General features: G+C 71.4%; 17 protein-coding genes and 1 pseudogene. 9 read left to right on the top strand and 9 right to left on the bottom strand.

The window, feature by feature from the left end; all coding sequences use genetic code 11:
* Positions 1-83: 83 nt before the first annotated feature.
* Positions 84-365 carry a hypothetical protein gene (locus tag OG580_RS31725; protein ID WP_267047082.1) on the bottom strand — a complete coding sequence of 94 codons (282 nt, stop codon included), beginning with the start codon at positions 363-365 and terminating at the stop codon, positions 84-86.
* Positions 366-594: 229 nt separating this feature from the next.
* Here OG580_RS31725 and OG580_RS31720 point away from each other — a divergent pair, with 229 nt between their 5' ends.
* Positions 595-1566 (top strand): acetylxylan esterase, encoded by a 972-nt coding sequence (locus tag OG580_RS31720; RefSeq protein WP_267047081.1) that lies wholly within the window; start codon positions 595-597, stop codon positions 1564-1566.
* Between the two features lie 26 nt (positions 1567-1592).
* Here OG580_RS31720 and OG580_RS31715 read toward each other — a convergent pair whose 3' ends face one another.
* Both OG580_RS31715 and OG580_RS31710 read right to left on the bottom strand, forming a co-directional pair.
* Entirely contained in the window at positions 1593-2702 is a 1110-nt protein-coding gene (locus OG580_RS31715) for an arylamine N-acetyltransferase (protein ID WP_267047080.1), read from the bottom strand.
* Between the two features lie 78 nt (positions 2703-2780).
* Entirely contained in the window at positions 2781-3506 is a 726-nt protein-coding gene (locus OG580_RS31710) for a dienelactone hydrolase family protein (RefSeq protein ID WP_267047079.1), read from the bottom strand.
* 206 nt (positions 3507-3712) lie between these two features.
* Here OG580_RS31710 and OG580_RS31705 point away from each other — a divergent pair, with 206 nt between their 5' ends.
* Complete coding sequence (locus OG580_RS31705) at positions 3713-4897, top strand: IS701 family transposase (RefSeq protein WP_267047078.1); 1185 nt, start codon at positions 3713-3715, stop codon at positions 4895-4897.
* Between the two features lie 293 nt (positions 4898-5190).
* A complete protein-coding gene (locus tag OG580_RS31700; protein WP_267047077.1) occupies positions 5191-5610 on the top strand; it encodes a hypothetical protein in 420 nt (139 codons plus the stop codon).
* A gap of 43 nt (positions 5611-5653) precedes the next feature.
* Here OG580_RS31700 and OG580_RS31695 read toward each other — a convergent pair.
* The 3 genes and pseudogenes from OG580_RS31695 to OG580_RS31685 form a co-directional block, all read right to left on the bottom strand.
* Positions 5654-6530: pseudogene (locus OG580_RS31695) on the bottom strand (IS5 family transposase).
* A 44-nt stretch (positions 6531-6574) separates the two neighbouring features.
* Complete coding sequence (locus OG580_RS31690; protein ID WP_323182638.1) at positions 6575-8800, bottom strand: alpha-N-acetylglucosaminidase; 2226 nt, start codon at positions 8798-8800, stop codon at positions 6575-6577.
* 149 nt (positions 8801-8949) lie between these two features.
* Positions 8950-10638, bottom strand: coding sequence for a sigma-70 family RNA polymerase sigma factor (locus OG580_RS31685; protein WP_267047076.1), 1689 nt, complete (start codon positions 10636-10638; stop codon positions 8950-8952).
* A 369-nt stretch (positions 10639-11007) separates the two neighbouring features.
* On the opposite strand from OG580_RS31685, the gene OG580_RS31680 reads away from it, so the two are divergent.
* Entirely contained in the window at positions 11008-13821 is a 2814-nt protein-coding gene (locus OG580_RS31680) for a TIM-barrel domain-containing protein (RefSeq protein ID WP_267047075.1), read from the top strand.
* 56 nt (positions 13822-13877) lie between these two features.
* Here the strand turns inward: OG580_RS31680 and opcA are convergent, their stop codons facing one another.
* Positions 13878-14792: a glucose-6-phosphate dehydrogenase assembly protein OpcA gene (gene opcA, locus OG580_RS31675; RefSeq protein WP_267047074.1), complete on the bottom strand. Its 915-nt coding sequence runs from the start codon at positions 14790-14792 to the stop codon at positions 13878-13880.
* Positions 14793-14933: 141 nt separating this feature from the next.
* Positions 14934-15473 carry a DoxX family membrane protein gene (locus tag OG580_RS31670; RefSeq protein WP_267047073.1) on the bottom strand — a complete coding sequence of 180 codons (540 nt, stop codon included), beginning with the start codon at positions 15471-15473 and terminating at the stop codon, positions 14934-14936.
* A 177-nt stretch (positions 15474-15650) separates the two neighbouring features.
* On the opposite strand from OG580_RS31670, the gene OG580_RS31665 reads away from it, so the two are divergent.
* The 3 genes from OG580_RS31665 (at position 15651) to OG580_RS31655 (ending at position 18332) form a co-directional block, all read left to right on the top strand.
* Entirely contained in the window at positions 15651-17027 is a 1377-nt protein-coding gene (locus tag OG580_RS31665) for a dipeptidase (RefSeq protein WP_267047072.1), read from the top strand.
* 81 nt (positions 17028-17108) lie between these two features.
* The gene (locus tag OG580_RS31660) at positions 17109-17711 is read left to right on the top strand and encodes an HdeD family acid-resistance protein (RefSeq protein WP_267047071.1); all 603 of its coding nucleotides are present in this window, start codon (positions 17109-17111) and stop codon (positions 17709-17711) included.
* A gap of 198 nt (positions 17712-17909) precedes the next feature.
* A complete protein-coding gene (locus tag OG580_RS31655) occupies positions 17910-18332 on the top strand; it encodes a DUF350 domain-containing protein (RefSeq protein WP_267047070.1) in 423 nt (140 codons plus the stop codon).
* A gap of 68 nt (positions 18333-18400) precedes the next feature.
* On the opposite strand, the gene OG580_RS31650 is transcribed toward OG580_RS31655, so the two are convergent.
* Positions 18401-18877, bottom strand: a complete 477-nt coding sequence (locus OG580_RS31650) for a hypothetical protein (RefSeq protein WP_267047069.1) — start codon at positions 18875-18877, stop codon at positions 18401-18403.
* A gap of 176 nt (positions 18878-19053) precedes the next feature.
* On the opposite strand from OG580_RS31650, the gene OG580_RS31645 reads away from it, so the two are divergent.
* Positions 19054-20343, top strand: coding sequence for an SPFH domain-containing protein (locus OG580_RS31645; RefSeq protein WP_323182637.1), 1290 nt, complete (start codon positions 19054-19056; stop codon positions 20341-20343).
* A gap of 8 nt (positions 20344-20351) precedes the next feature.
* On the top strand, positions 20352-21395 hold the full coding sequence (locus OG580_RS36200) for a M23 family metallopeptidase (RefSeq protein ID WP_323182636.1): 1044 nt from the start codon (positions 20352-20354) through the stop codon (positions 21393-21395).
* Positions 21396-21400: the final 5 nt, after the last annotated feature.

Below are 21400 nucleotides of genomic sequence, written 5' to 3'. Positions count from 1 at the left end.
TGCTTGTCAGAAAGGTCCCCTCGCCCCACGCCGGGATCATCACGCCGCAGAGCGAGGGATGGCGTCCATTTTCCAGACGCCCCCTAGGGGGTGTTCACGTCCAGGAGGTCGCGGGTTCTGGCGCTTGCGCCGGTCAGGGTGACGGGGATTCCCAGGCTGCCGCACATGCGGTGCGCGCGGGCCAGGGCGCTGAGGGTGGCGGGGGTGGGGTCCGCGGCCGGGACCGCGATGATCACGCGTGTCGGGCGGTGGGCCTGCACCAGGGCCTGGATCTGGAGGGCTGCCGCGGCCCTGTTGGTGACGTCCAGGTCGCGGTGGAGCGCCACGTGCAGGACGTCGTGGCGAACGGTGTGGCTGATGAGCATGGTGTCCCTCCGCGCAGGACGACGAAAACCCGCGGCCGGACACGGCCGGGGCATCGTCCGAGGATGCCACGGGGACCGGCCCGGAAGCGTTCTCGTGGCGTGCTCGGCGTGAAGTGTCGGTGAGCCCGACCCCGGAGATTCACGTATATGAATCTCCGGACTAGGGTGAGGAGGGCCGGGCGAACCGGTCGAGATTTCGAACGTGACCCTTACGCACCAGGCGGTTTCCATGAGCCAGTTCGACCTGCCCATCGACCAACTCCGGACGTACCGCAGCGCGTCCGTGGAGCCGGAGGACTTCGACGCCTTCTGGGCGAAGACCCTCGACGAGTCCCGCGCGTTCCCGCTCGACGCGCGCTTCGAGCCCGTCGAGACGGGGCTCACCACGGTGGAGACGTACGACGTGACCTTCGCCGGGTTCGACGGGCAGCCGGTCAAGGGATGGTTCGTCCTGCCGGCCGGCACGTCCGAACCGCTGCCGGTGGTGGTCGAGTTCCTGGGGTACGGGGGCGGGCGCGACCTGCCGCACGCGCATCTGCTCTGGGCCTCGGCCGGGTTCGCGCACTTCGTGATGGACACCCGAGGCCAGGGCAGCGGCTGGGCCGTCGGCGACACTCCCGACCCGGTCGGCAGCGGTCCGGCGCTCCCCGGATTCATGACCCGCGGCATCGAGGCTCCGGCCACCTACTACTACCGGCGGCTCTTCACGGACGCGGTCCGCGCCGTGGAGGCCGCGCGTTCGCACCCGCTGGTGGACGCCGGCCGCACGGCGGTGACCGGCGGGAGCCAGGGCGGTGGCATCACCCTGGCGGTCGCCGGTCTCGTGCGGGACCTGGTGGCCGTGGCCCCGGACGTGCCGTTCCTGTGCGACTTCCCGCGCGCGACGACGATCACGGACCGCACCCCGTACCGCGAGATCGGCAACTACCTCAAGACCCACCGCAGCCGCGTCGAGCAGGCCCGGAACACGCTGGCCTACTTCGACGGGGTCCACTTCGCGGCCCGCGCGACGGCGCCGGCCCTCTTCTCGACCGCGCTTGAGGACCTGACGTGCCCGCCGTCGACGGTGTTCGCCGCCTTCAACGCGTACGCGCCCGAGGACAAGGCCATCGAGGTCTACGACTTCAACGACCACGAGGGCGGCGGCTCCTTCCAGCAGGCGGCCCAGCTCCGCTGGTTGCCGGGGCGCCTGCGCGGCTGACCGAGGGTCCCGGCCGCGCCGGTCGGTCAGGCCGTCGACGTCGCCGCGGCCGATCGGCGGGCGGCGAGCTCGCGGAGTTCCTCCTCCGTGAGGGCGATCCCGAACACCTCGCGCAGGGTCCCGTCCAGGGCCTCCGGGGCGATCTCCTCGGTGGTGTTCGTCCCGTCGGGGCGGGTGGTGACGAGTGTCAGGTCGTCCATGCCGTAGTGGGCGGCCGGGGTCATGCGCTGTGCGAAGAGCCGGCGGACGAACGGGGAGCGCGCGTTCGTGCCCACGAAGTGGCTGCCGACGACGTAGTCGATCGGGTACTGGGCGGTGAGGGTGAAGGTGTGCCGGTCGATCCAGGGGGTCGGGACCCGCTCGGGGTCGTTGTCCGGCCCGGACGGACCGGGGGCCGTCTGGTACAGCCACCATTGATCGATGCCGTGGGCGCCGGGCCGCCGCTCCAACCGATGCCGCCAGCCCTCGTACGCGACGTGGGCCCCGTCGGCGATCTCGATCGGTCCGAGCGGACCGGCCCCGAAGCCGACGTCGCACAGCCACTCGCGGTCGTCGTCGCGGGCGGTCACGGCGAGCAGGCCGTGGGTGGCGGGGAGAACCTTGGGCGCGCCGAGGCTGACCCGTCCGATCATGCCGGTGACGTGGAACCCGAGGCGTTCGAGGGCGGCGGCGAAGAGGAGGACGTGCTCGAAGCAGTAGCCGCCTCGCCGGTCGTCGACGAGGCGGGCCTCGATGGAGGGCAGGTCGAGGGGCAGGTCCCGGCCGAGGACGGCGTGGACGTTCTCGAAGGGGATGTGGGTGGTGTGGGCGCGCTGGAGGTCGCGCAGGACGGCGAGGGTGGGCTCGCGGGGGCCGTCGTACCCGATCCGGGCCAGATAGGCGTCGAGGTGGAGGAGTTCGCCGGACCACCGGTCGGGTCGGTGGTCGGTGGGGCTGGGGTCGGGGACGGGGACGAAATCGGCGGGTCGGCCCTCCGGGCGTGCCTCGGTGGTCGGGGGTCGGTGGCGTGCCTCGGGGGTCGGGGTGTCGGTGGCGGGCACTGCCGTCAGGTGGTCAGTGGCGGGGACTGCGGTCGGGGTGTCGGTGGCGGGGACTGCGGTCGGGGCGGTCGGGGTGTCTGCCGGTCGGATGTTCATGAACCCAGCCTCGTACCTCGACCCGCCTTGAGGTCAAACCGGGGCGCAGGCCTTCCGCGTACGACCGCAGGCCGCACCTCACTCCGTTTCGGGCAGGTTCTCGGCGAGCAGGTCGACGATGTCCTGCCAGGCGCGCCGCGCATGCCGCGGGTGGTAGGCGACGCCGGGGACCACGGCGTGGTCGACCGGCGGGTGGTGAAAGGCGTGCTGGGCTCCGCCGTAGACCACGAGGCGCCAGTCGACGCCCGCGGCCTGCATCTCGGCGGCGAAGGCGTCCCGTTGCGCCGGCGGCATGATCGGGTCGTCCGACCCGACTCCGGCCCACACGGGGCAGCGGATGCGTGCCGCCTCGCCCGGTCGGCCGGTGGTCAGTGCGTTGACCGTCCCGATCGCGCGCAGGTCGACGCCGTCGCGCCCGAGTTCCAGCACGATCGCGCCCCCCGTGCCGTAGCCGATGGCGGCGATCCGGTCGGGGTCGGTCCGTGGTTCGGCGCGCAGCACATCGAGTGCCGCATGGCCGATGCCCCGCATCCGGTCGGGGTCGGCGAGCAGCGGCATCACGCGGTCCAGCATGTCCTGTGGGTCGGTGAACCAGCGCCCTCCGTGGATGTCGAACGCCAGCGCCACGTAACCGAGTTCGGCGAGGGCGTCGGCACGTTGACGCTGGACGTCGTTCAGGCCCGGCCCCTCGGGTCCGATCAGGACCGCGGGCCGGCGGTCGACACCGGCGGGGAGCGCGAGGTGCCCGATCATCGTCAGGTCGTCGGCCGGGTACGCGACCGTGCGTGTGGTGACCGTCGTCATGGTCCTGGACTGTAGTGACCGTCGGACCCGGTCGGGCCGGCCTTCGCCGTCGGCGGAACGGCGTGGGTGTCGTAAGGACGCGCGGATCCCGCACGACGTGGTGACCCGCCGGACCACCGCGCCCCCGACCATGATCCGCCGGACGGGCCCTAGTACTGCAACGGTCCTTGCTGTGACGGTTGGGCAGGTGGGTCGTTGGTCTGTTCATGGGTGGGGTACTGGTTGATGCCCAGTTGTGGGCGGGTGAGTTGAAGGCTCTGCATGAGCGGTTCGTGCACCGTTTTGCCAGGTCGGAGCCACGTGAGTCGGCGCTTGCGTATATGCAGGGGCTGGTGGCTCCGCTGGAGCGGAAGAACGGCTGGACGCTGGCGGAGGAGGCCGGTCATGCGGGTCCGGACCGGATCCACCGCTTGTTGAACCGGATCGACTGGGACGCGGACGAGGTTCTGGACGACGTGCGTGGGTATGTCGTCGAGCATCTCGGCGACCGTGAAGCGGTGCTGATCGTCGACGACACCGCATTCCTGAAGAAGGGCGTGCGGTCAGCCGGTGTCCAGCGGCAATACTCCGGAACCGCCGGACGGACGGAGAACTGCCAGGTCGGGGTCTTCCTCGCCTATGCCACCGGTCGCGGCCGCACACTGATCGACCGCCGCCTGTATCTGCCCACGTCATGGACGGACAACCGCGACAGGTGTCGCCAGGCCGGCATCGGGGACACGGTCGGCTTCGAGACGAAGGTGGTGATGGCCAAGGCCATGGTCCGCCGGGCGATCGCGGAGCGGATTCCGTTCCGGTGGGTGACTGCGGATGCCGCCTACGGATTCTCCAAAGGCTGGCGGTCCGAACTCGAGCAGGCCGATGTCTTCCATGTCATGGCCACCACCCGGCACGACACCGTCGTCACCCGCTGGGCCATCGACCATCCCGTCCACGACCTGTTCCACGGTCTGCCGAGGCAGAAGTGGAAGCGCCGGTCCTGCGGCAACGGCTCCCATGGACCACGGGTCTTCGACTGGGCGAGAGTCGAGGTCCGCCCCTGGCACCGGGAAGACCGGCGGCACTGGGTGATCGCCCGCCGCAACGTGAGCCGACCCGAGGAGATCTCGTACTACATCGCCTACTGCCCCGCCGACACCACCCTCGACCAGTTGATCCGCGTCGCCGGCAGCCGATGGGCGGTCGAGGAGTGCTTCCAGACCGCGAAGCAGGAATGCGGCCTGGACGACTACCAGGTCCGCCGCTATCCCGGCTGGCACCGCCACATGACCCTGGCCATGGCCGCCCACGCCTGCCTCACCGTCCTGCGAGCCCGCGAACTCGATGCGGAGAAAGCAGAAACGGATCCTCCGACCTCGTCCCCCTCAGCCTCCCCGAGCTCAGACGCCTGATCCACCGCCTCACCCACCGCCAACCAACACCCATCGACCACGTCCTGCACTGGTCCCAATGGCGACGCAGACGCCAACACCAAGCCCGCATCAGCCACTACAAACGACGCGGCCACACACCACCCGAACCTGTCCAACCGTCACGACAAGGACCGTTGCAGTACTAGGGCGTGTTGCGAAAGTGACTGAGGAGGCGATCCCGCACACCCCCGCCGCTACCCTGGGTACGACCGCGATGCAGGGGGGCAACGGTGGGAAGAAGAGTGCGGCGGGCCGCAGGAACCCTGACGTTCATGGATCTGCTCCGGCATCCGGCGCGTCTCATCGAGCAGTTCACGGGAGCCGCTTCGCCTCGCGCCGAGGCGGACGTCGCAGCGTTGAACGCGGGAGAGGCTCGCGAAGTCTCCGCGTTCGCCCGTGACGGCCATCGCTTCCGGCAGGGGGCGTTGATTCTGGACCCTGCCGCAGCATCGCCAGTGGTGTGGCAGCCGTTTCGAGTGCTCGGCGGAACCGGCGAAGGCATCGCCTTGATTGCTCCGTTCCACGTCCATGGGGCGGGCCCGGTCGCCGGCCCGGGAAGCGAGGCCGTCGACAAGGGACTGTTCCGCCTGCTGTCCCTGCAAGCCGCGGATCGCTACTGGGAACTCGCTGTCCCCACTGCCGACGTTGCCTCGGTCCGTGCCGCGCTGCGCGGGGATGGCACCGGACGATAGTCAGGGTGCCGCTGCCTATGGTCACCAGTCCGACGAAGCATCGTCACAGCCATTCGTTGATGGCTGCAACCAGCACGGTCGCTTCGTAGCGGACGGCGAGTTTGTCGTATCGGGTGGCGACGGCCCGGTGGCGCTTGAGTCGGTTGATCCCGCACTCGACCGCGTGCCGCTCCTTGTAGTCGTCCTGGTCGAACTTTGGCGGTCGTCCGCCGCGGGCGCCACGCCCCAGCCGATTGCGGACCCGGTCCGCCGGCACCGGAATCGTGGCCTTGATCCCACGTCTGCGCAGGTAAGCGCGGTTACTGCGGGAGTCGTATGCCTTGTCGGCCCGCACCCGGTCCGGGCGCTTGCGCGGCCTGCCCAGCCCGAGCCGGGGCACCCGGATCGCCTCCAGGACCGGCTCGAACTGCGGTGAGTCACCCCGCTGGCCGGCTGTGATCACGACCGACAAGGGCTTCTGCCTCTGCTCTCTACCGCGAGGTGGATCTTGCTGGTCAAGCCGCCCCGGGACCGTCCGAGTGCGTGGTCCGGCGGCTCGACGAAGATGCCGCCGGGCGGTTCCTTCTGGAGATCCCCCTTTTCGCCGCCCCGGCGGCGTGCTGGTGGGCCCGGCAGACGGTGGAGTCGACGTTGACCTCCCAGGTGATCAAGCCCTTCGCGTCCGCCTCGGCCTGAAGCTGGGTGAGGATTCGAGCCCACGTGCCGTCCCTCTGCCAGCGCCGGAAGAGGTCGTAGACCCGATCCCACGGCCCGTACCTTTCGGGAACGTCTCGCCACGGGGCACCAGTGCGAGTCCGCCACCGTATGCCGTCCATCAGCTGCCGCCGTGTCCACACCTGCGGACGGCCCGGCTTGATGCCCCGCGGCAGCAGCGGCTCAAGCCGATCCCACTGCCCGTTCGTCAGATCTCCCTGTCCCACAGGACGTGATCATCAACGAACAAGATCAACTTTCGCAACAGGCCCTAGCGGGCCGGAAGGGAGCGGGTCGGGGAAAGGGCGTCGCGCACCTCGGTGGCCAGGGCCACGGGATCACCGGCTCGTGTGACGGGGTAGGTGGTGCGCTGCTCGTTCCAGGCGTTCTCCATGGCGTACCAGTCGATCGGGACGGGGGCCTGCCCGGTGACGAGTGCCGTGTCGAGGGAGTCGAGGTACCTCGTCCAGCGGACGGCGTAGAAATCGGCCACGAGGCCGGACCATTCGCGGTTGGCGTAGTCGTGGAGTCCACCCGTGTCACTGCCGTGGCGGGGTCCCCAGGTGGTCAGGATCGAGCGGGCGTCGAACTCGGCCGTGGTCCTCTCCGCCTCCGTCGCGCCCCAGGACCTCGCCTCCGCCAGCCAGGGTCCGAGGAGGAACCGTGTGTCGGTGGCGAGAAGCCGGTCCAGGAGGGCCAGGTCGTTCTTCCATTCGGCCGCCCGTGCGCGGAACAGCGGGACGTCCTTGGCGTCGTAGGCGGCCTTGATCCGGGGAAGCAGGGTGCGGCTGCGGTTGGCGAGGGCCTGGCGGGCGACGTCGACGAGGTCGAACCGGTAGGCGTCGGTGCTTCTCGGTCCCGGTGCGACCCGGAGCAGTTCGGTCAGTGCCTTCTGTACGGTGGCGGCGTCGTAGCGCATCGATCGGGGACTCCACCGCGCCGAGGCGACGGCCGTCAGCGCCGGACGCGCGGTGAAGAGGCTGTCCTGGGATTCGCTCCAGGTTCCCGAGGGCGTGCTGTACGGGCCGGTACGCAGCAGCTCCCACGCCGTGGAGGCGTGCGGGTCGGCTTCGCCGTACCGTCGTCCGGCGTACTCGGCGAACCACGCCCGGTGATCCAGCGGGCCGGTGCGCCAGGCCAGCTCGGTGAAGAGTTCGAAGGCTACGGGGTTTCCGCCGGTGCCTTCCGGGAGGTAGGCGATGCCCTTGAGGGCGCTGTTCGGCTTGCTGCGCCACTGCTCGAAGCGGGTGGCCCAGACAGCCGTGTTGGCGCCGATGGAGGTGTGTCCGCCGAAGTTGGGAATGGTGCCGAACGCGTAGGGCGCGCCGTGCCAGGCGGCCTCCCGGTCGAGTTCGTCGTACCGGTCGGAGAGTCCGTCGACGATGAGGAGCCTGGACTTGTCGACCGCGTCGATGATCCGTGTCGACGGGTTGTCCTGCCAGCCGAGGAGGACCCAGGTGGCATCGGGGTGGGCCGTCTGCAGAGCGTGCATGACGGCCTTCCCGGCCTCCTCCAGGGGTACGTCGCCCGCTCGGCCGCCCTCGTGGAGCAGATCCATCTTGTACATGGTCGATGCGCCGAACATCCGACGCTGGTGGCGGTAGAACGCCGCCGCGACCTCGGGGAACACCGCGCTGCGCGGGTCGAGCCAGTCGGGCCGGTCGAAGCCGACCCATCGGCCCTGAGGAATCACCGGTCCTCCGGGGTTCCTGGCGGTGAAGCCCGGGGGCACCGTGCCGAAGTAGCCGGGCAGCACCGGGGTCATGCCGAGGTTCCGCAGCCGGTCCGCGATCCTGCGGCCCAGAGCGGCGCGCTGGTCGAGCAGCTGCCGGGATACCGGGTCGGCGAAGCCCGACAGGTTCTGCATCAGCCACCACGGCTGGTGAGCCGGCCCGGGGATCCAGGCGCGCAGTTCCTCCGGCGAGTAGCCGTACTCCTGGAACGTCTCGTAGGAGACGGCGTCTGCCCCCATCTGCACGAACACCTCGTTGACACCGCTGAGGGCGAGCAGGTCGATCTGCCTTTCGTAGGCGGCCCAGGTGCGGTAGGCACCGGAGTAGCCGTCGTCGGTGTCGTTGAGCGCGAACCGGTGCGGGACGGAGGCGTCCTTACGGACCGGTTCGGGGGCGGGAAGGATGTCCGGCAGCATCGTGACGCTGTCGCCGGGCCAACCGATGTCGACCTTGGCCGTGTGCTTGAGGTACCAGTTCACCCCGCTGAGGATCACGGCCGGGCTGGTGCCCTCGACACGTACACGGCCCGTGATACCGGAGACGGTGAAGTAGTCGCCGGTTGGAGGGCGGCTCACCGGTACGAGGGTGAACTGGGAGGCATGGTCCGGCAGAAGCCGTTCGAGGGCTGATCTCGCCGGGTCGTGAGGGAACGCCGGCCGAGCCGCCGTTGCGGCGGCCGGGGCGGTGAAGGGAGCTCCCAGAAGGGCTGCGACGAGCGCCAGGGCCGCCGCGGAGACGTAGGTCCAGGACCTGAGGCTTCTCACGGATCACCTTGTCCGAAGTGGAGGTTGCGGTGTCGGCCCCCATCCTGATCAAGCGGCGCCACCGTGGTGGTTCCGCCGCAGTCGGCGAGCCGGGATTCACCGGCTTGGCCTCAAGCGCCGTGCGGCCTCCAGGAGCTCGCTCGAGCGGCTCAGCGTGCGCCGAAGGCCTGCGTCCAGTAGGGGCCGCCGCTGGTGTGCAGGCCGATCCCGATCTCCTTGAAGGAGCAGTTCAGGATGTTCGCGCGGTGGCCGGGGCTGTTGATCCAGGAGTCCATCACCTGCTCCGGGGTCTGCTGGCCCATCGCGATGTTCTCGCCGTAGGTCGACCAGGCGTAGCCGGCGGCCGTGATGCGTTCGCCCGGGCCGTCGCCGTCGGGATCGGTGTGGTCGAAGAAGTCCCGTGCGGCCATGTCCTCGGAGTGACCCTGGGCGGCCTGGTGGAGCTGAGCGTTGCCGGTCAGGGGGCCGCATCCTTCCTCGGCCCGCGCGGAGTTGACCAGGTCGATCACCTGCTGCGCGGTGGAATCGGAACCGGATGCGTTGCCTGTGCTCGTGCTCGGGCTTGGACGTGTGGGGGTGCGTGTGCCGACGGGCGTGGGGGTGGGGGTGGGCCGGGACGGCGCGAGTGACCGGGTGCGGGGGGCGGACGGCGTCGTACGCGAGGGTGCGGGGGAGGCGGTCTTCCGGGGGCTCTGCGATGCCGAGGGGGCGGAGCCGGCCGGCACGGGGGTCGACGCGGGAGCCGATGCCGGTGCCGTGGTCGGCTCCGGCGAGGGGGGTACGGCGCCCCCGAGCGCCGCGGTGTGCGACGTCTCCAGGGCCTCGTTGTTCTCCTGCGCTCCGGGGATCAGGGAGAAGGCTCCTCCGGCGACCGCCACGACCGCTATGCCCGCGGCGACGACCGCCCTGCGGCGACCGCGCTGCTGTCGCCGCTGCCGACGGCGGTCGCCGCGGGTGGCGCCCGGACCGGCGGACCGTCCACCCGGCTGGGACGCGCTTCTCGGCCCGTGCCGCGGCGACGTGAGCGGGGCGGCCGCGAGCTCGACGCCGGCCCTCTCGCGGACGCTTGCGAGCAGGAGTCCGGCCGGTGGTACCAGAAGCAGTCCGGCGAGCAGCCGCTCGGCCGGAACGAGGCCGCTCGACAGGGCGGCGCAGTGCGGGCAGATACGGGCGTGCCAGGCGATCCGCTCGCACCAGAGGGCGGAAGGCCGGCCGTCCCAGGTGCCGATCTCGTACCGCAGGGCGGGGCACAGGGGGTTCTCCGACAACGCCCGGACGGTGACGCGGGCGGCATCCAGCCGGGCCTTCATTCGTTCCACGCGCGCTGCCGTGTGCTCCGCGGACAGCTGGAGGGCGGCCGCCACCTCGTGGCGGGTCAGCTCGCCCGCGCATTCCAGCCACCACAGGGACAGCAGGTCCCTGTCGTCCGGTTCCATCCAGCGGGTGGCCTCGGCGGTCTCGCGACACTGGCCGGACAGGTTCAGTCGGACCACCGTCAGGTCCACGAAGTCGGTTCCCGGCTGGGCGAGGTCACGGGAGTCGTCGAGGCTGCCCGTGGGGGAGGCGGCCCTCCGCCGGTTCCCGTGGCTGCGGACGCTGTTCATGGTGAGGGCCACCAGCCAGGACCTGAAGCTGTCCGGAGAGCGCAGGCCGCCGAGTCCGCCGAGCGTCCGGAGCATCGTCTCCCGCACGACGTCGTCGACGTCGTGGTGGCCGTTCATCGCCCTGCCGACGATGTTGTAGACCAAGGGCAGATGGACGGCGATGAGCCGGTCCAGCGCCGGCTGTTCTCCGCGCTGCGCGGCCTTCACCAGTTCCGTGCCGTGCTGTGTGCCCATGTTCCCGATCACCCTGTCCGTTCGCACTGTTGCCGATGGCCGACACGTGGGAGATCCGCGGGCGACGACCCGATAACGGAAACTCGGGGTTCCGCGGGGAATCCTCGACGCCCGTCGAGCGGAAGTCCACCCCACGCCGGTCGTTCGCCGCGGCACGGAGAGGACGCCCGGCCACCTGCGCTTTGCTCGGCGACCTCCGGCCGATCGAGCCCCAACTACCCCCCTTCTGCGCGAACTTGCTCGAAAACGCGCAGTTTCAAGCACTTGACGTCACGCGGGCGCGACTGCTGCCATGTCATGGCCCAGGCGTCGGCCGCAGCACGCAGCGGACGCCCACTCTCCCGTCGCAAGCCTCGTGAGGAGGCACTCGTGCGATCTCCCCTCATCTCCGCGACATCGAGACCCGGTGGTCCCGGTGTCCGGCGCATCGCCCTCGCCGCGACCCTTCTGCTGATCGCCGCATTTCTGACGGTGGTCCTCCCCGCACCGCACGCTCACGCCGCGTCGGCCGGCAACGTCACCGGCGCGACGAAGTCCGGCGACACCGTCACGGTCACCACGTCGAGCGGGGCCGCCGCACGCGTGGTGCTCGCACGAGCGGACATCTTCCGGATCTGGCTCTCGCCGAACGGTTCCTTCACCGACGATCCGGCGGGCTCCGATCTCGCCGTCAAGACCGGGTTCGGCAGCGTCGGCGCCACCCTGACCGACGCCGGCTCGTACTACCGGATCAGTACGCCGTCGATCAGCCTGCGCATCAACAAGGCCCCGCTCACCTTCGCGCTGTACCGGGCGGACGACACCACTCTCGTATGGGCGGAGTCCCAGCCCACGAACTGGACGGGTTCCCAGACCACCCAGTACCTGACCCGAGGCGCCGACGAGCAGTTCTACGGAACCGGCCTGCGCCTCGGCGAATGGGCACTGCGCGACAAGACGGTGCCGGTCGCCGTCAGCAACCAGTGGACCGAGAACACCAACGCCAGCCCCGCGCCGTTCTACATGTCCACCAAGGGTTACGGGGTCATGCGCAACACCTGGGCCCCGGGTTCGTACGCCTTCGGCTCGCCGACCTCCCTGCGTCACAACGAGAACCGTTTCGACGCCTGGTACTTCGCGGGGAACTCCCTCAAGGACGTCCTGAACGGCTACACCGACGTCACGGGCAAGCCCTTCCTCGCTCCGATCTGGGGTCTGGAGCTCGGCAACGCGGACTGCTTCAACGCCTCCAACCCCGACTACCAGGGCGACCCGAACCGGGCACGCCACCAGACGACCCCCGACGTCGTCGGCTACGCCACGGACGCCCGGAACGCCGACATGCCGTCCGGCTGGTTCCTGCCGAACGACGGTTACGGCTGCGGCTACACCAGCCTGCCCACGACCGTCACCCAACTGAAGGCCAAGGGCTTCCAGACCGGCCTGTGGACCTCGACGGGCCTCGGCAACATCGGCTGGGAGGTGGGAACCGCCGGTTCCCGTGCGGTGAAGACCGACGTCGCCTGGATCGGAGGCGGCTACAAGAGCGCCTTCGCCGGGGTCCAGCAGGCCGTGGACGGCATCGAGAACAACTCCGACGCACGGCGCTTCGTGTGGACCGTCGACGGCTGGGCCGGCACCCAGCGCAACGCCGTGGTGTGGACCGGCGACACGAGCGGGACCTGGGACGCCATGCGTTGGCATGTTCCTGCCATTGCCGGGGCGGGGCTGTCCGGTCTCAACTACGCCAGCGGTGACGTGGACGGGATCTTCGGAGGCAGCCCGAAGACCTACGTCCGCGACCTTCAGTGGAAGGCGTTCACCCCGGCGTTCATGACCATGTCCGGATGGGGCGCCACCAATCCGTCGACCGGCTACCACGACAAGCAGCCCTGGCGGTTCTCCGAGCCGTACCTGTCGATCAACCGCAGGTACCTCCAGCTGAAGATGCGGCTGATGCCGTACCTGTACACCATGAGCCGCCACGCCAGCGAGACCGGCGTGCCCTCCACCCGCGCGATGGTGCTGGAGTACCCCGACGACCCCGTCGCCCGGGGCAACGAGACCAGCGGCCAGTTCATGGCCGGCGACTCCTTCCTCGTCGCCCCCGTGGTCAGCGACACCACGACCCGCGACGGCATCTACCTGCCCGCCGGCAGCTGGACCGACTACTGGACCGGAAAGGTCCACAACGGCCCGGGCTGGCTCAACGGCTACTCCGCGCCCCTCGACACCCTGCCGCTCTTCGTCAAGGCCGGCGCCGTCGTGCCCATGTGGCCGCAGATGAACCACAGCGGCGAGAAGCCGGTCTCCACGCTCACGTACGACATCTACCCGCGCGGCTCCTCGTCCTTCAGTCTCTACGAGGACGACGGCCTCACCCGCGCCCACCAGACCGGCTCGTACGCACGACAGCGGGTCGACGTCACCGCCCCCGCCTCCGGGACGGGCGACGTGACGCTCGCGGTGGGCGCGAGCACCGGCAGCTACACCGGCAAGCCCGCCACGCGCGGCTACGAGTTCACCGTGCACAGCGCGAGCGCACCGGGCACGGTCAAGGTCGGTACGACCACCCTCGCGGCGCTCACCACCAAGGCGGCCTACGACGCCGCGACCACCGGCTGGTACTACGACGCCGCCGACCGCTCGGGCACGCTGTGGATCAAGACCGGCAGCACCGGCTCCGCCTTCACGGTCACCGCGACCGGCCTCACCGTACCGGCCGGCACTCCCGTCGGGGGCACGTCACCGAGCAGCCCCATCAGCAAGACGAACTGGAAGCTCGCCTACGCCGACAGCCAGGAGACGGCCGCGGAGAACGGCGCGGCGACCAACGCCTTCGACGGCAACGCCGGCACCATCTGGCACAGCCGGTGGTCCACCGGCACCTCCGCACTGCCCCACGAGATCCAGATCGACCTCGGCGCCCGGTACGACGTCGACTCGGTCACCTACCTGCCGCGGCAGGACGGCGGGGTCAACGGACGCGTCGGTTCGTACGAGTTGTACGTCGCGGACAGCACCGGATCCTGGGGCAGTCCGGTCGCGACCGGCAGCTTCTCCGACATCGCCACGGCCACGAAGGTGTCGTTCACCGCGAAACCCGGCCGGTACCTCCGGCTACGGGCGTTGACCGAGGCCGGCAACCGAGGCCCATGGACCTCCGTCGCCGAACTGACCGCCACCGGCCGCCCCTCCGCGTGAGCGGCGCCGGGCAGCCGTGACGGGCGCGGCGGCTCGGCGAACGGCCGCGCGGCGGCTCAGCCGGTGCCGCCGCGCAGGGCGGCCGCGTAGGCCTCGTCGGGGTCGAGGCGGCGCAGTTCCTCGGCGATCAGCTCGGCGGTGGTCCGGACCTTGAGGGCGAGGACCCTGCTGGGCTGACCGGGGATGGCGAGGCGGGCCACCGGGCCCTCCGGCCGGTCGATGCGGATCTCACCGTCGGGGGTGCCCATGCGGACCGCCGTGACGACCGGGCCGTCGGTGACGATCCGGTCGACGGCGACGCCGAGCCGGACCTCGAACCAGCGGGCGAGGAGTTCGGCGCTGGGGTTCTCCGCCTCGCTCTCGACGGCCGCCGAGGTCACGGACGCCCGGGCCTGGTCGAGCGCGGCGGCCAGCATCGAGCGCCACGGGGTGAGCCTGGTCCAGGCGAGGTCCGTGTCGCCGGGGGCGTACGAGGCGGCCCGGGCCTCCAGGGCGGCGAGCGGGTCCTCGACCGCGTACATGTCGGTGATGCGGCGCTGCGCGAGGACACCCAGCGGGTCCCGGGAGGGGACCTCCGGGGCGTCGACGGGCCACCAGACGACGACCGGCGCGTCCGGCAGGAGCAGCGGCAGGACCACCGAGTCGGCGCGCGCGCCGAGTTCGCCGTGGAGGCGGAGGAGGACCGTCTCGCCCGAACCGGCGTCACTGCCGAGCCGGACCTCGGCGTCGAGCCGGGTCTCGTGCCGCTCGCGCGGTGAGCGGGCGTGGCGCTTGATGACGACGAGGATGCGGGAGGGGTGCTCCCGGGAGGCCTCGTTGGCGGCCCTGACCGCGTCGTAGGCGTTCTCCTCGTCCGTCACGACGAGGAGGGTGAGCACGACTCCGACGGCTGGGGTGCCGACGGCCCGGCGGCCCTCCAGGATCGCTTTGTTGATCTTGCTGGAATTGGTGTCCGTCAGATCGATCTTCATGCGCGGCGCCCGTCCCTTCCTCTACGGCGAGCTTAGGCCCTGTCCGACCATGATCCACAAAACACCCCTGCGGCCCGTCCGGCCCTGATCCGCCGAAGAGGCCTGGGGGCGCCTGATCGACAAGACACCCCCAGGACACCGCTACTCGTCCTCGCCGGGTCCGGTGTCCGCCGGGGAGGCCTGGTCCTGCGCCCGGCGGCCGACGACGGCCGCCGCCGCGAGCGCGGCGCCGAGGAAGGCGGTCGCCACCACCCAGGGCCGGTCGAGGACGTGACCGGTGGCATGGTCGAGGGAGTACCGCCCGGCGCCCGCGACACCGATCGCGGCGGCGGTGAAGCCGAGGAAGGCCGGGTACTCGTACCCACCGCCCTGGGCGAAGAAGCCGGCCGGGGCGTGGACGGCGACGGCTCCGGCCATGGCACCGGCGGCCGCGGCGCCGGCCGCCGGGGTGGCGAGGCCGAGGGCGAGGAGCGCACCGCCGCCCGCCTCGCCGAGACCGGCGGCGATCGCGCTCTCCCGGCCGGGCGAGAAGCCCATCGCCTCCATGGCCTTGGTGGTGCCCTCGATGCCGCCGCCCCCGAACCAGCCGAAGAGCTTCTGCGTGCCGTGCGCGGCGAGTACGGCGCCGGTGCCGACCCGCAGCACGAGCAACCCGAGGTCGCGTCGGTTGAGCTCGGTCATGGAGGGTCTCCGTAACGTGCGGGAAGGCGGACTCGTACGCCGCCCACTCTCGTCGCCCACCCCCGACCCCGCCGCCCGGGAGGACGGCCCCTGCTCCATCGGAGTCATCTTTTGCGGCATTTGTCCTCGGTTGCTTTAGTGAGGGAGCTGTGGCCGTCCCGAGGAAAGTGGGTACGCATGACCGCCGAGTCGACCGAGACCGCCGCTCTGCGGGCGAAGGTCCGGGCGCTGATGCCCCGGGCCAAGGAGGACCTCACCGAGCTGGTGGCGATGCGCTCCGTCGCCGACCCGCGCCAGTTCCCGCCCGAGGAGTGCGCGAAGACCGCCGACTTCCTCGTCCGGGCGTTCACCGAGGCCGGACTCCGCGACATGCGACGGGTGACGACGCCCGACGGCACGGACGCCGTGGTGGGCCACGCGCCGGGCCCCGAGGGGGCGCCCACCGTGCTGCTGTACTGCCACTACGACGTCCAGCCGCCGCTGGACGACGCCGCCTGGGAGACCCCGCCCTTCGAGCTCACCGAACGCGACGGCCGCTGGTACGGGCGCGGCTCGGCCGACTGCAAGGGCAACATCGCCATGCACCTGACGGCCCTGCGCGCGCTGGGCGGGCCTGAGGGCAAGGGCTTCCCCGTGAACATCAAGTTCGTGGCGGAGGGTTCGGAGGAACAGGGGACGGGCGGCATGGAGCAGCTGGTGCCGCTGCAGCCCGACCTCTTCGCCGCCGACACCCTGCTCATCTGCGACACCGGCAACTTCGCGCTCGGGCTGCCCACCGCGACCACGTCGCTGCGGGGGCTCACCAACGTGGTGATCACCGTCTCCACGCTCAAGGGCGAGATGCACTCGGGCATGTTCGGCGGCCCCGCGCCCGACGCGCTGGCCGCGCTCGTACGGATCCTCGACAGCCTGCGCGACGAGCACGGCAACACGGCGGTCAAGGGGCTGCCGGGCGACGGCACCTGGGACGGCGTCGCCTATCCGGCCGAACAGTTCCGGACCGACGTGGGCGTCCTCGACGGTGTGTCCCTGGTCGGGACCGGATCGGTCGCCGACGAGCTCTGGGCCCGGCCCGCCGTCACCGTCCTCGGCATCGACTGTCCGCCGGTCGTGGGCTCCTCGGCCGCGATCCAGGCGAAGGTGCGGGCCAGGGTCAGCCTCCGGGTCCCGCCGGGGATCGACACGGACGACGCGCTCCGTGCGCTCACCGACCATCTGACCTCGGCCGCTCCGTGGGGCGCCCGGGTCAAGGTGGAGCCCGAGAGCGGCGGCCAGCCCTTCCGGGCGCGTACCGACGGTCCGGCCTACCGGGCCCTGGCGTCGGCGCTGCGCGAGGCGTACGGGAAGGAGATGGTCCAGTCGGGGCAGGGCGGGTCGATCCCGCTGTGCAACGTGCTGGCCGAGCACTTCCCGGAGGCGGAGATCGCGCTGATCGGCGTCGAGGAGCCGGGCTGCCTCATCCACGCGCCCAACGAGAGCGTGGACCCCTCCGAGATCGAGCACATGGCGCTGGCGGAGGCGCTCTTCCTCGGCGGCTACGCGACCGCGCGATGACGTGCGAAGCGCGCACGGCTCACCGCGGACGGCGGACCCGAGGCGATCGATGAACCCGAACGGAAAGGACGCGAACCTTCCATGACACAGACTCACGGCAGACCCCCACAGCCGGACGTACCACCCGGGCCGCTCGCCGCGCTGGCGGGCGCCGCCTGGCAGGCGCTGCTCATCGCCGGCCTCGCCGCGGTGGTCCTGGGCATCATGGTGCTCGCCTGGCCGGACGCCTCCCTGCGCGTGGCCGGCGTGCTCTTCGGCCTCTACCTGCTCTTCAGCGGCATCATGCAGCTGGTCGCCGCCTTCGGTACGCACGCGACCACCGCGCTGCGGGTCATGGCGTTCATCAGCGGAGCGCTGTCGATCCTCCTCGGCCTGTTCTGCTTCCGGGGCGCGATGCAGTCGACCCTGCTCCTCGCGCTCTGGATCGGCATCGGCTGGCTCTTCCGCGGCATCACGCAGACGGTGGCCGCGGCCTCCGACGCCGCGATGCCGGCACGCGGCTGGCAGATCTTCCTCGGCATCGTCAGCGCGATCGCCGGTGTGGTCCTGATCGTGGCGCCGCTGGAGTCGGCGGAGGTGCTCACCGTCCTCGCCGGTATCTGGCTGATCGCGATCGGCGCGGTCGAGGTCATCACGGCCTTCATGATCCGCTCGCGCGCCAAGGACCTCCCTCCGGGCGCCTGACCGGTCACGCGGGCGCCCGGCACCGGTCAGCCCGGGCGCCTGCCGGGACCGCCCGCCGCCCCTGCCCCCGCCCCGCCCTTCGCCCGCCGTCCGCCCGATTCCCGGGCGGGCGGCGGGCGCGCTTGACCTGTGCGCTACATTTTGCCGGTCCTTGACCACCGATCCCCCGTGATCGCAACCTTCCGGAGTCGGCATCCCATGAGCGACATCGTCAACGGCCTCGGCCGGGCCGGGGCCTACGGCGCCCTCGGCGTGGTCCTGCTGATCCTCGGCATCGTGCTCGTGGACCTGCTGACGCCGGGGAAGCTCGGCCGGCAGATCTGGGAGGAGCGCAACCGCAACGCCTCGATCCTGCTGAGCTCCGCGCTCCTCGGCATCGGCGGCATCGTCTTCACGTCGATCTGGACGACGTACGACAACTTCGGCAAGGGCCTCGTCTCCACCGCCGCGTTCGGGCTGCTCGGCCTCGCGATGATGGCGGTCGCCTTCCTCGTCGTGGACCTGGTCACGCCCGGCAGGCTCGGCGCCACCCTCGTCGACCCCGAGCCGCACCCGGCGGTCTGGGTGACCGCCTCCTGCAACCTCGCGGTCTCGGCGATCGTCTCCGCCTCGATCGCCTGAGCCGTCGCTCCCCCGAGCACGGCATTCCGAAGCCCTCTGAGCACGCGGCCGCCCGTCGGTCCGCGTGCTCAGTGCGTGAAGGGCTCCACCTCGAGGAAGCGGCGCCCGCGTGGACCCCGGTAGAGGAGCGCCTCCCAGCCAAGCCGTGCCAGCGCGGAGACGCACGCGGTGAGCGCCGTGGCCTCCTCCTGGGCGGCGCCCGAACCCGGCGGGCCCAGCCACTCCACCACGGCGGTGCCCGGCCGGTCCCCCGACCGGACCCGGTAGCCGGTGCCGGTCCGCGTGCCCGTGGTGTCCAGGGACGAGGGCGCGAGTCCGCCGGCCTCCAGGACGAGAGCCACGGCGCGGACCGGCCGGCCGCGCTCCCAGTCGGCGGGCAGCGCTCTCGGGTCGCCGACCCGACCGTTCGTCAGCCGTCTGATCTGGAGCAGCCCTTCGAGGGCCGTACGGACCTCCCGGGCACGCCGCTCGGCCTCGGCCTCGGGCAGCGGCGGGCCGTCGCCCGTCGCCGCCTCGAACGTTCCCCCACCGCTCGTCGTCGTCATGGTGAGAACGGTAGGGGCCACCTCGGACATCAGCTCGCCGCGAGGCCTTGGCCAAGGGACTAAAGTCCCCGACATTCGGGACTTTCGTCGTGGCATTTCGGACATTCACCCCTGTGACGATGTTCTTTGATGATCATCCGACGCGCCGTCACCCCCTCGACGGCCGGAAGGGCCTCATGACCGAGCCACAGAAGCGGCCCCTGCCCGTCCGCCTACGCCGACACCCCGACGGCATACCGATGGACGACCTCTTCAGGTCGGACCCCGCACGGCCGACCGCCACCCTGCCCGTACCGGACGACCGGCCCGAGACGACAGACCGCGCCGAACAGGCCGCGCAGACGGAGGAGTCGGGACGGATCTCCAGGCCGACACGCTCCGTGCCGACGCGCTCGGCACCGTCCGCACCCTCGCTGCCGTCCGCCCCCTCGCTGCCGTCCGTGCCTTCGCCGGCGTCCGTGCCTTCGCCGGCGTCCGTGCCTTCGCCGCCGCCCGTGTCGTCCGTACGGTCGTCCGCACCGCCCCCGCGGTTCACCGCGTCCCCGCAGACCGCGGCGCGGGCGATCACCGTCGACCGGCCCCCGCCGCCCTCCGATCCCGACCTCGTCGAGCGCCTCGGACCCGCCGTCCCGGGCTGGCTCGCCGTGCTCACCGGACTGGCCGCCCTCGCCGGGGCGGGGGCGACGCTGTGGCGGGCCCGCCCCCTGACCGGCGTTCAGCTCCCGCTCTGGCAATGGGCCGTCGTCACCGCCTGCGCCGTCGTCGCGGTCGTCGCCTTCGGCGGCCTGACCCGTGGACGCACCGGCTCCGCCTGGGTGCTCTCGCTCTTCGGGCGCTACCGGGGCACCGTACGACGCACCGGCCTCTGCTGGATCAGTCCCTTCGTCCTGCGCCGCCGGCTCGACGTCAGGCTGCGGCACTGGCGCAGCGAGCCGATCGCCGTCGTCGACGCCGAGGGTTCGGCGCTGCGCGTGGTGGTGCTGGTGGTGTGGTCGGTCCGGGACACCGCCCGCGCGCTCTTCGCCGTGGACGACCATCTCGGCTATCTGCGTGAGCAGGTGGAGGCGGCCGCCGCGCGGGTGCTCTCCCAACTGCCCGCGGACGCCTTCCTCGGCGACGCGCCGACGCTGCGGGACACCGAGGCCGTCGGCGACGCCCTCACCCGCCTGCTGGCGGCCGAGTGCCGACCGGTCGGCATCGCCGTCTTCTCGGTCCAGCCGACCCGTATCGAGTACGCCCCCGAGGTCGCCGCCGCGATGCAGCGGCGGCAGATCGCCGCGCTGGACGCCAAGCACCGGGACTCCGTCCTGACCGGCGTCGTCGACGCCGTGGACGACACCGTGACGCGGCTGACCACACGCGGGCTCGTCGACCTCGACGACTTCGAACGCCAGGCCCTGGTCAAGGACTTGACCGTGGCCTTCTACACCCGGCGTGGCGGACCGGCCCCCCGGAACCAGGAGTGACGAGGATCGTGGACACCCCCGAATTCACCGCCCCCGGATTCACCGCACCCCGATACACCGCAACCGGATTCACCGAAGCCGAACTCTGCGTCCCCGAGCTGGGCGCCCCCGAGTTCACCGACGAGATACCTGCGGACTGCGCCTGCGCGGGCTGCGCGGACGCCGCCGCCCGGATCCGTGACCTGGGCGCCGGCCGCTGCGGTACGGCCCTGCACGGGGTGCGCCTCGCGGTCGTCGCGACCGTGGGCGCGGTCGCCCTGACGGGGGCCGGCGCCGGAACGGCACGCGCCGAGCCCGCCCCGGCCCACGCCGGCTGGGACGGCTCGCGCTACTGGTTCAAGAACGCGGCGGGCGAGTGGCGCTGGACCAGCCGACACTCCACGTACGTCCAGCGCACGAGCGGCGCCGGTACGACCGGCAGCACGTCCGGCAGCGGTGGTCAGCTGACCGCGGCAGGCGGGGGCCGTACCGGGGAGCCGGTCTTCCGGGGGCGGCAGGGCTGGGACCCCCAGGACCGCGTCTACTGGTACAAGTACCGCGGCCACTGGTACTGGACCAGCCACAAGGCGAAGTACGAGCAGCGGACGGGTACCTCGGGGAACACCTCGAAGCCGACCGGTCCGACGTCGCCGACCCCGCCCTCCTCACGCGGCTGGACGGTTCCGGTCTCCTCGTACGTCTTCACGGGGTACTACGGGCAGCCCGGTTCCTGGTCGAGGGGCTACCACACGGGCCAGGACTTCGCGGTGCCGACGGGCACCACGGTCCGCTCGGTCGGCCCCGGCCGGGTGGTGACGGCCGGGTACGGCCGCTCGTACGGATACGAGGTGGTGATCCGTCACCCCGACGGCCGGTACACGCAGTACGCGCATCTCTCCCGGATCGACGTCTCCCCCGGGCAGAGCGTGTCGGCCGGACAACGGATCGCGCGGTCGGGGGCGACGGGCCGGGTGACGGGTGCGCACCTCCATTTCGAGGTGCGCACCACGCCGTACTTCGGCTCGGACATCAACCCGCTGGCCTATCTGCGCGGCCACGGCGTGCGCGTGTAGGGAAG

The sequence above is a fragment of the Streptomyces sp. NBC_00094 genome (genome assembly GCF_026343125.1).
GTDB lineage: Bacteria > Actinomycetota > Actinomycetes > Streptomycetales > Streptomycetaceae > Streptomyces.
This window is presented reverse-complemented; position numbering and strand designations above follow the sequence as displayed.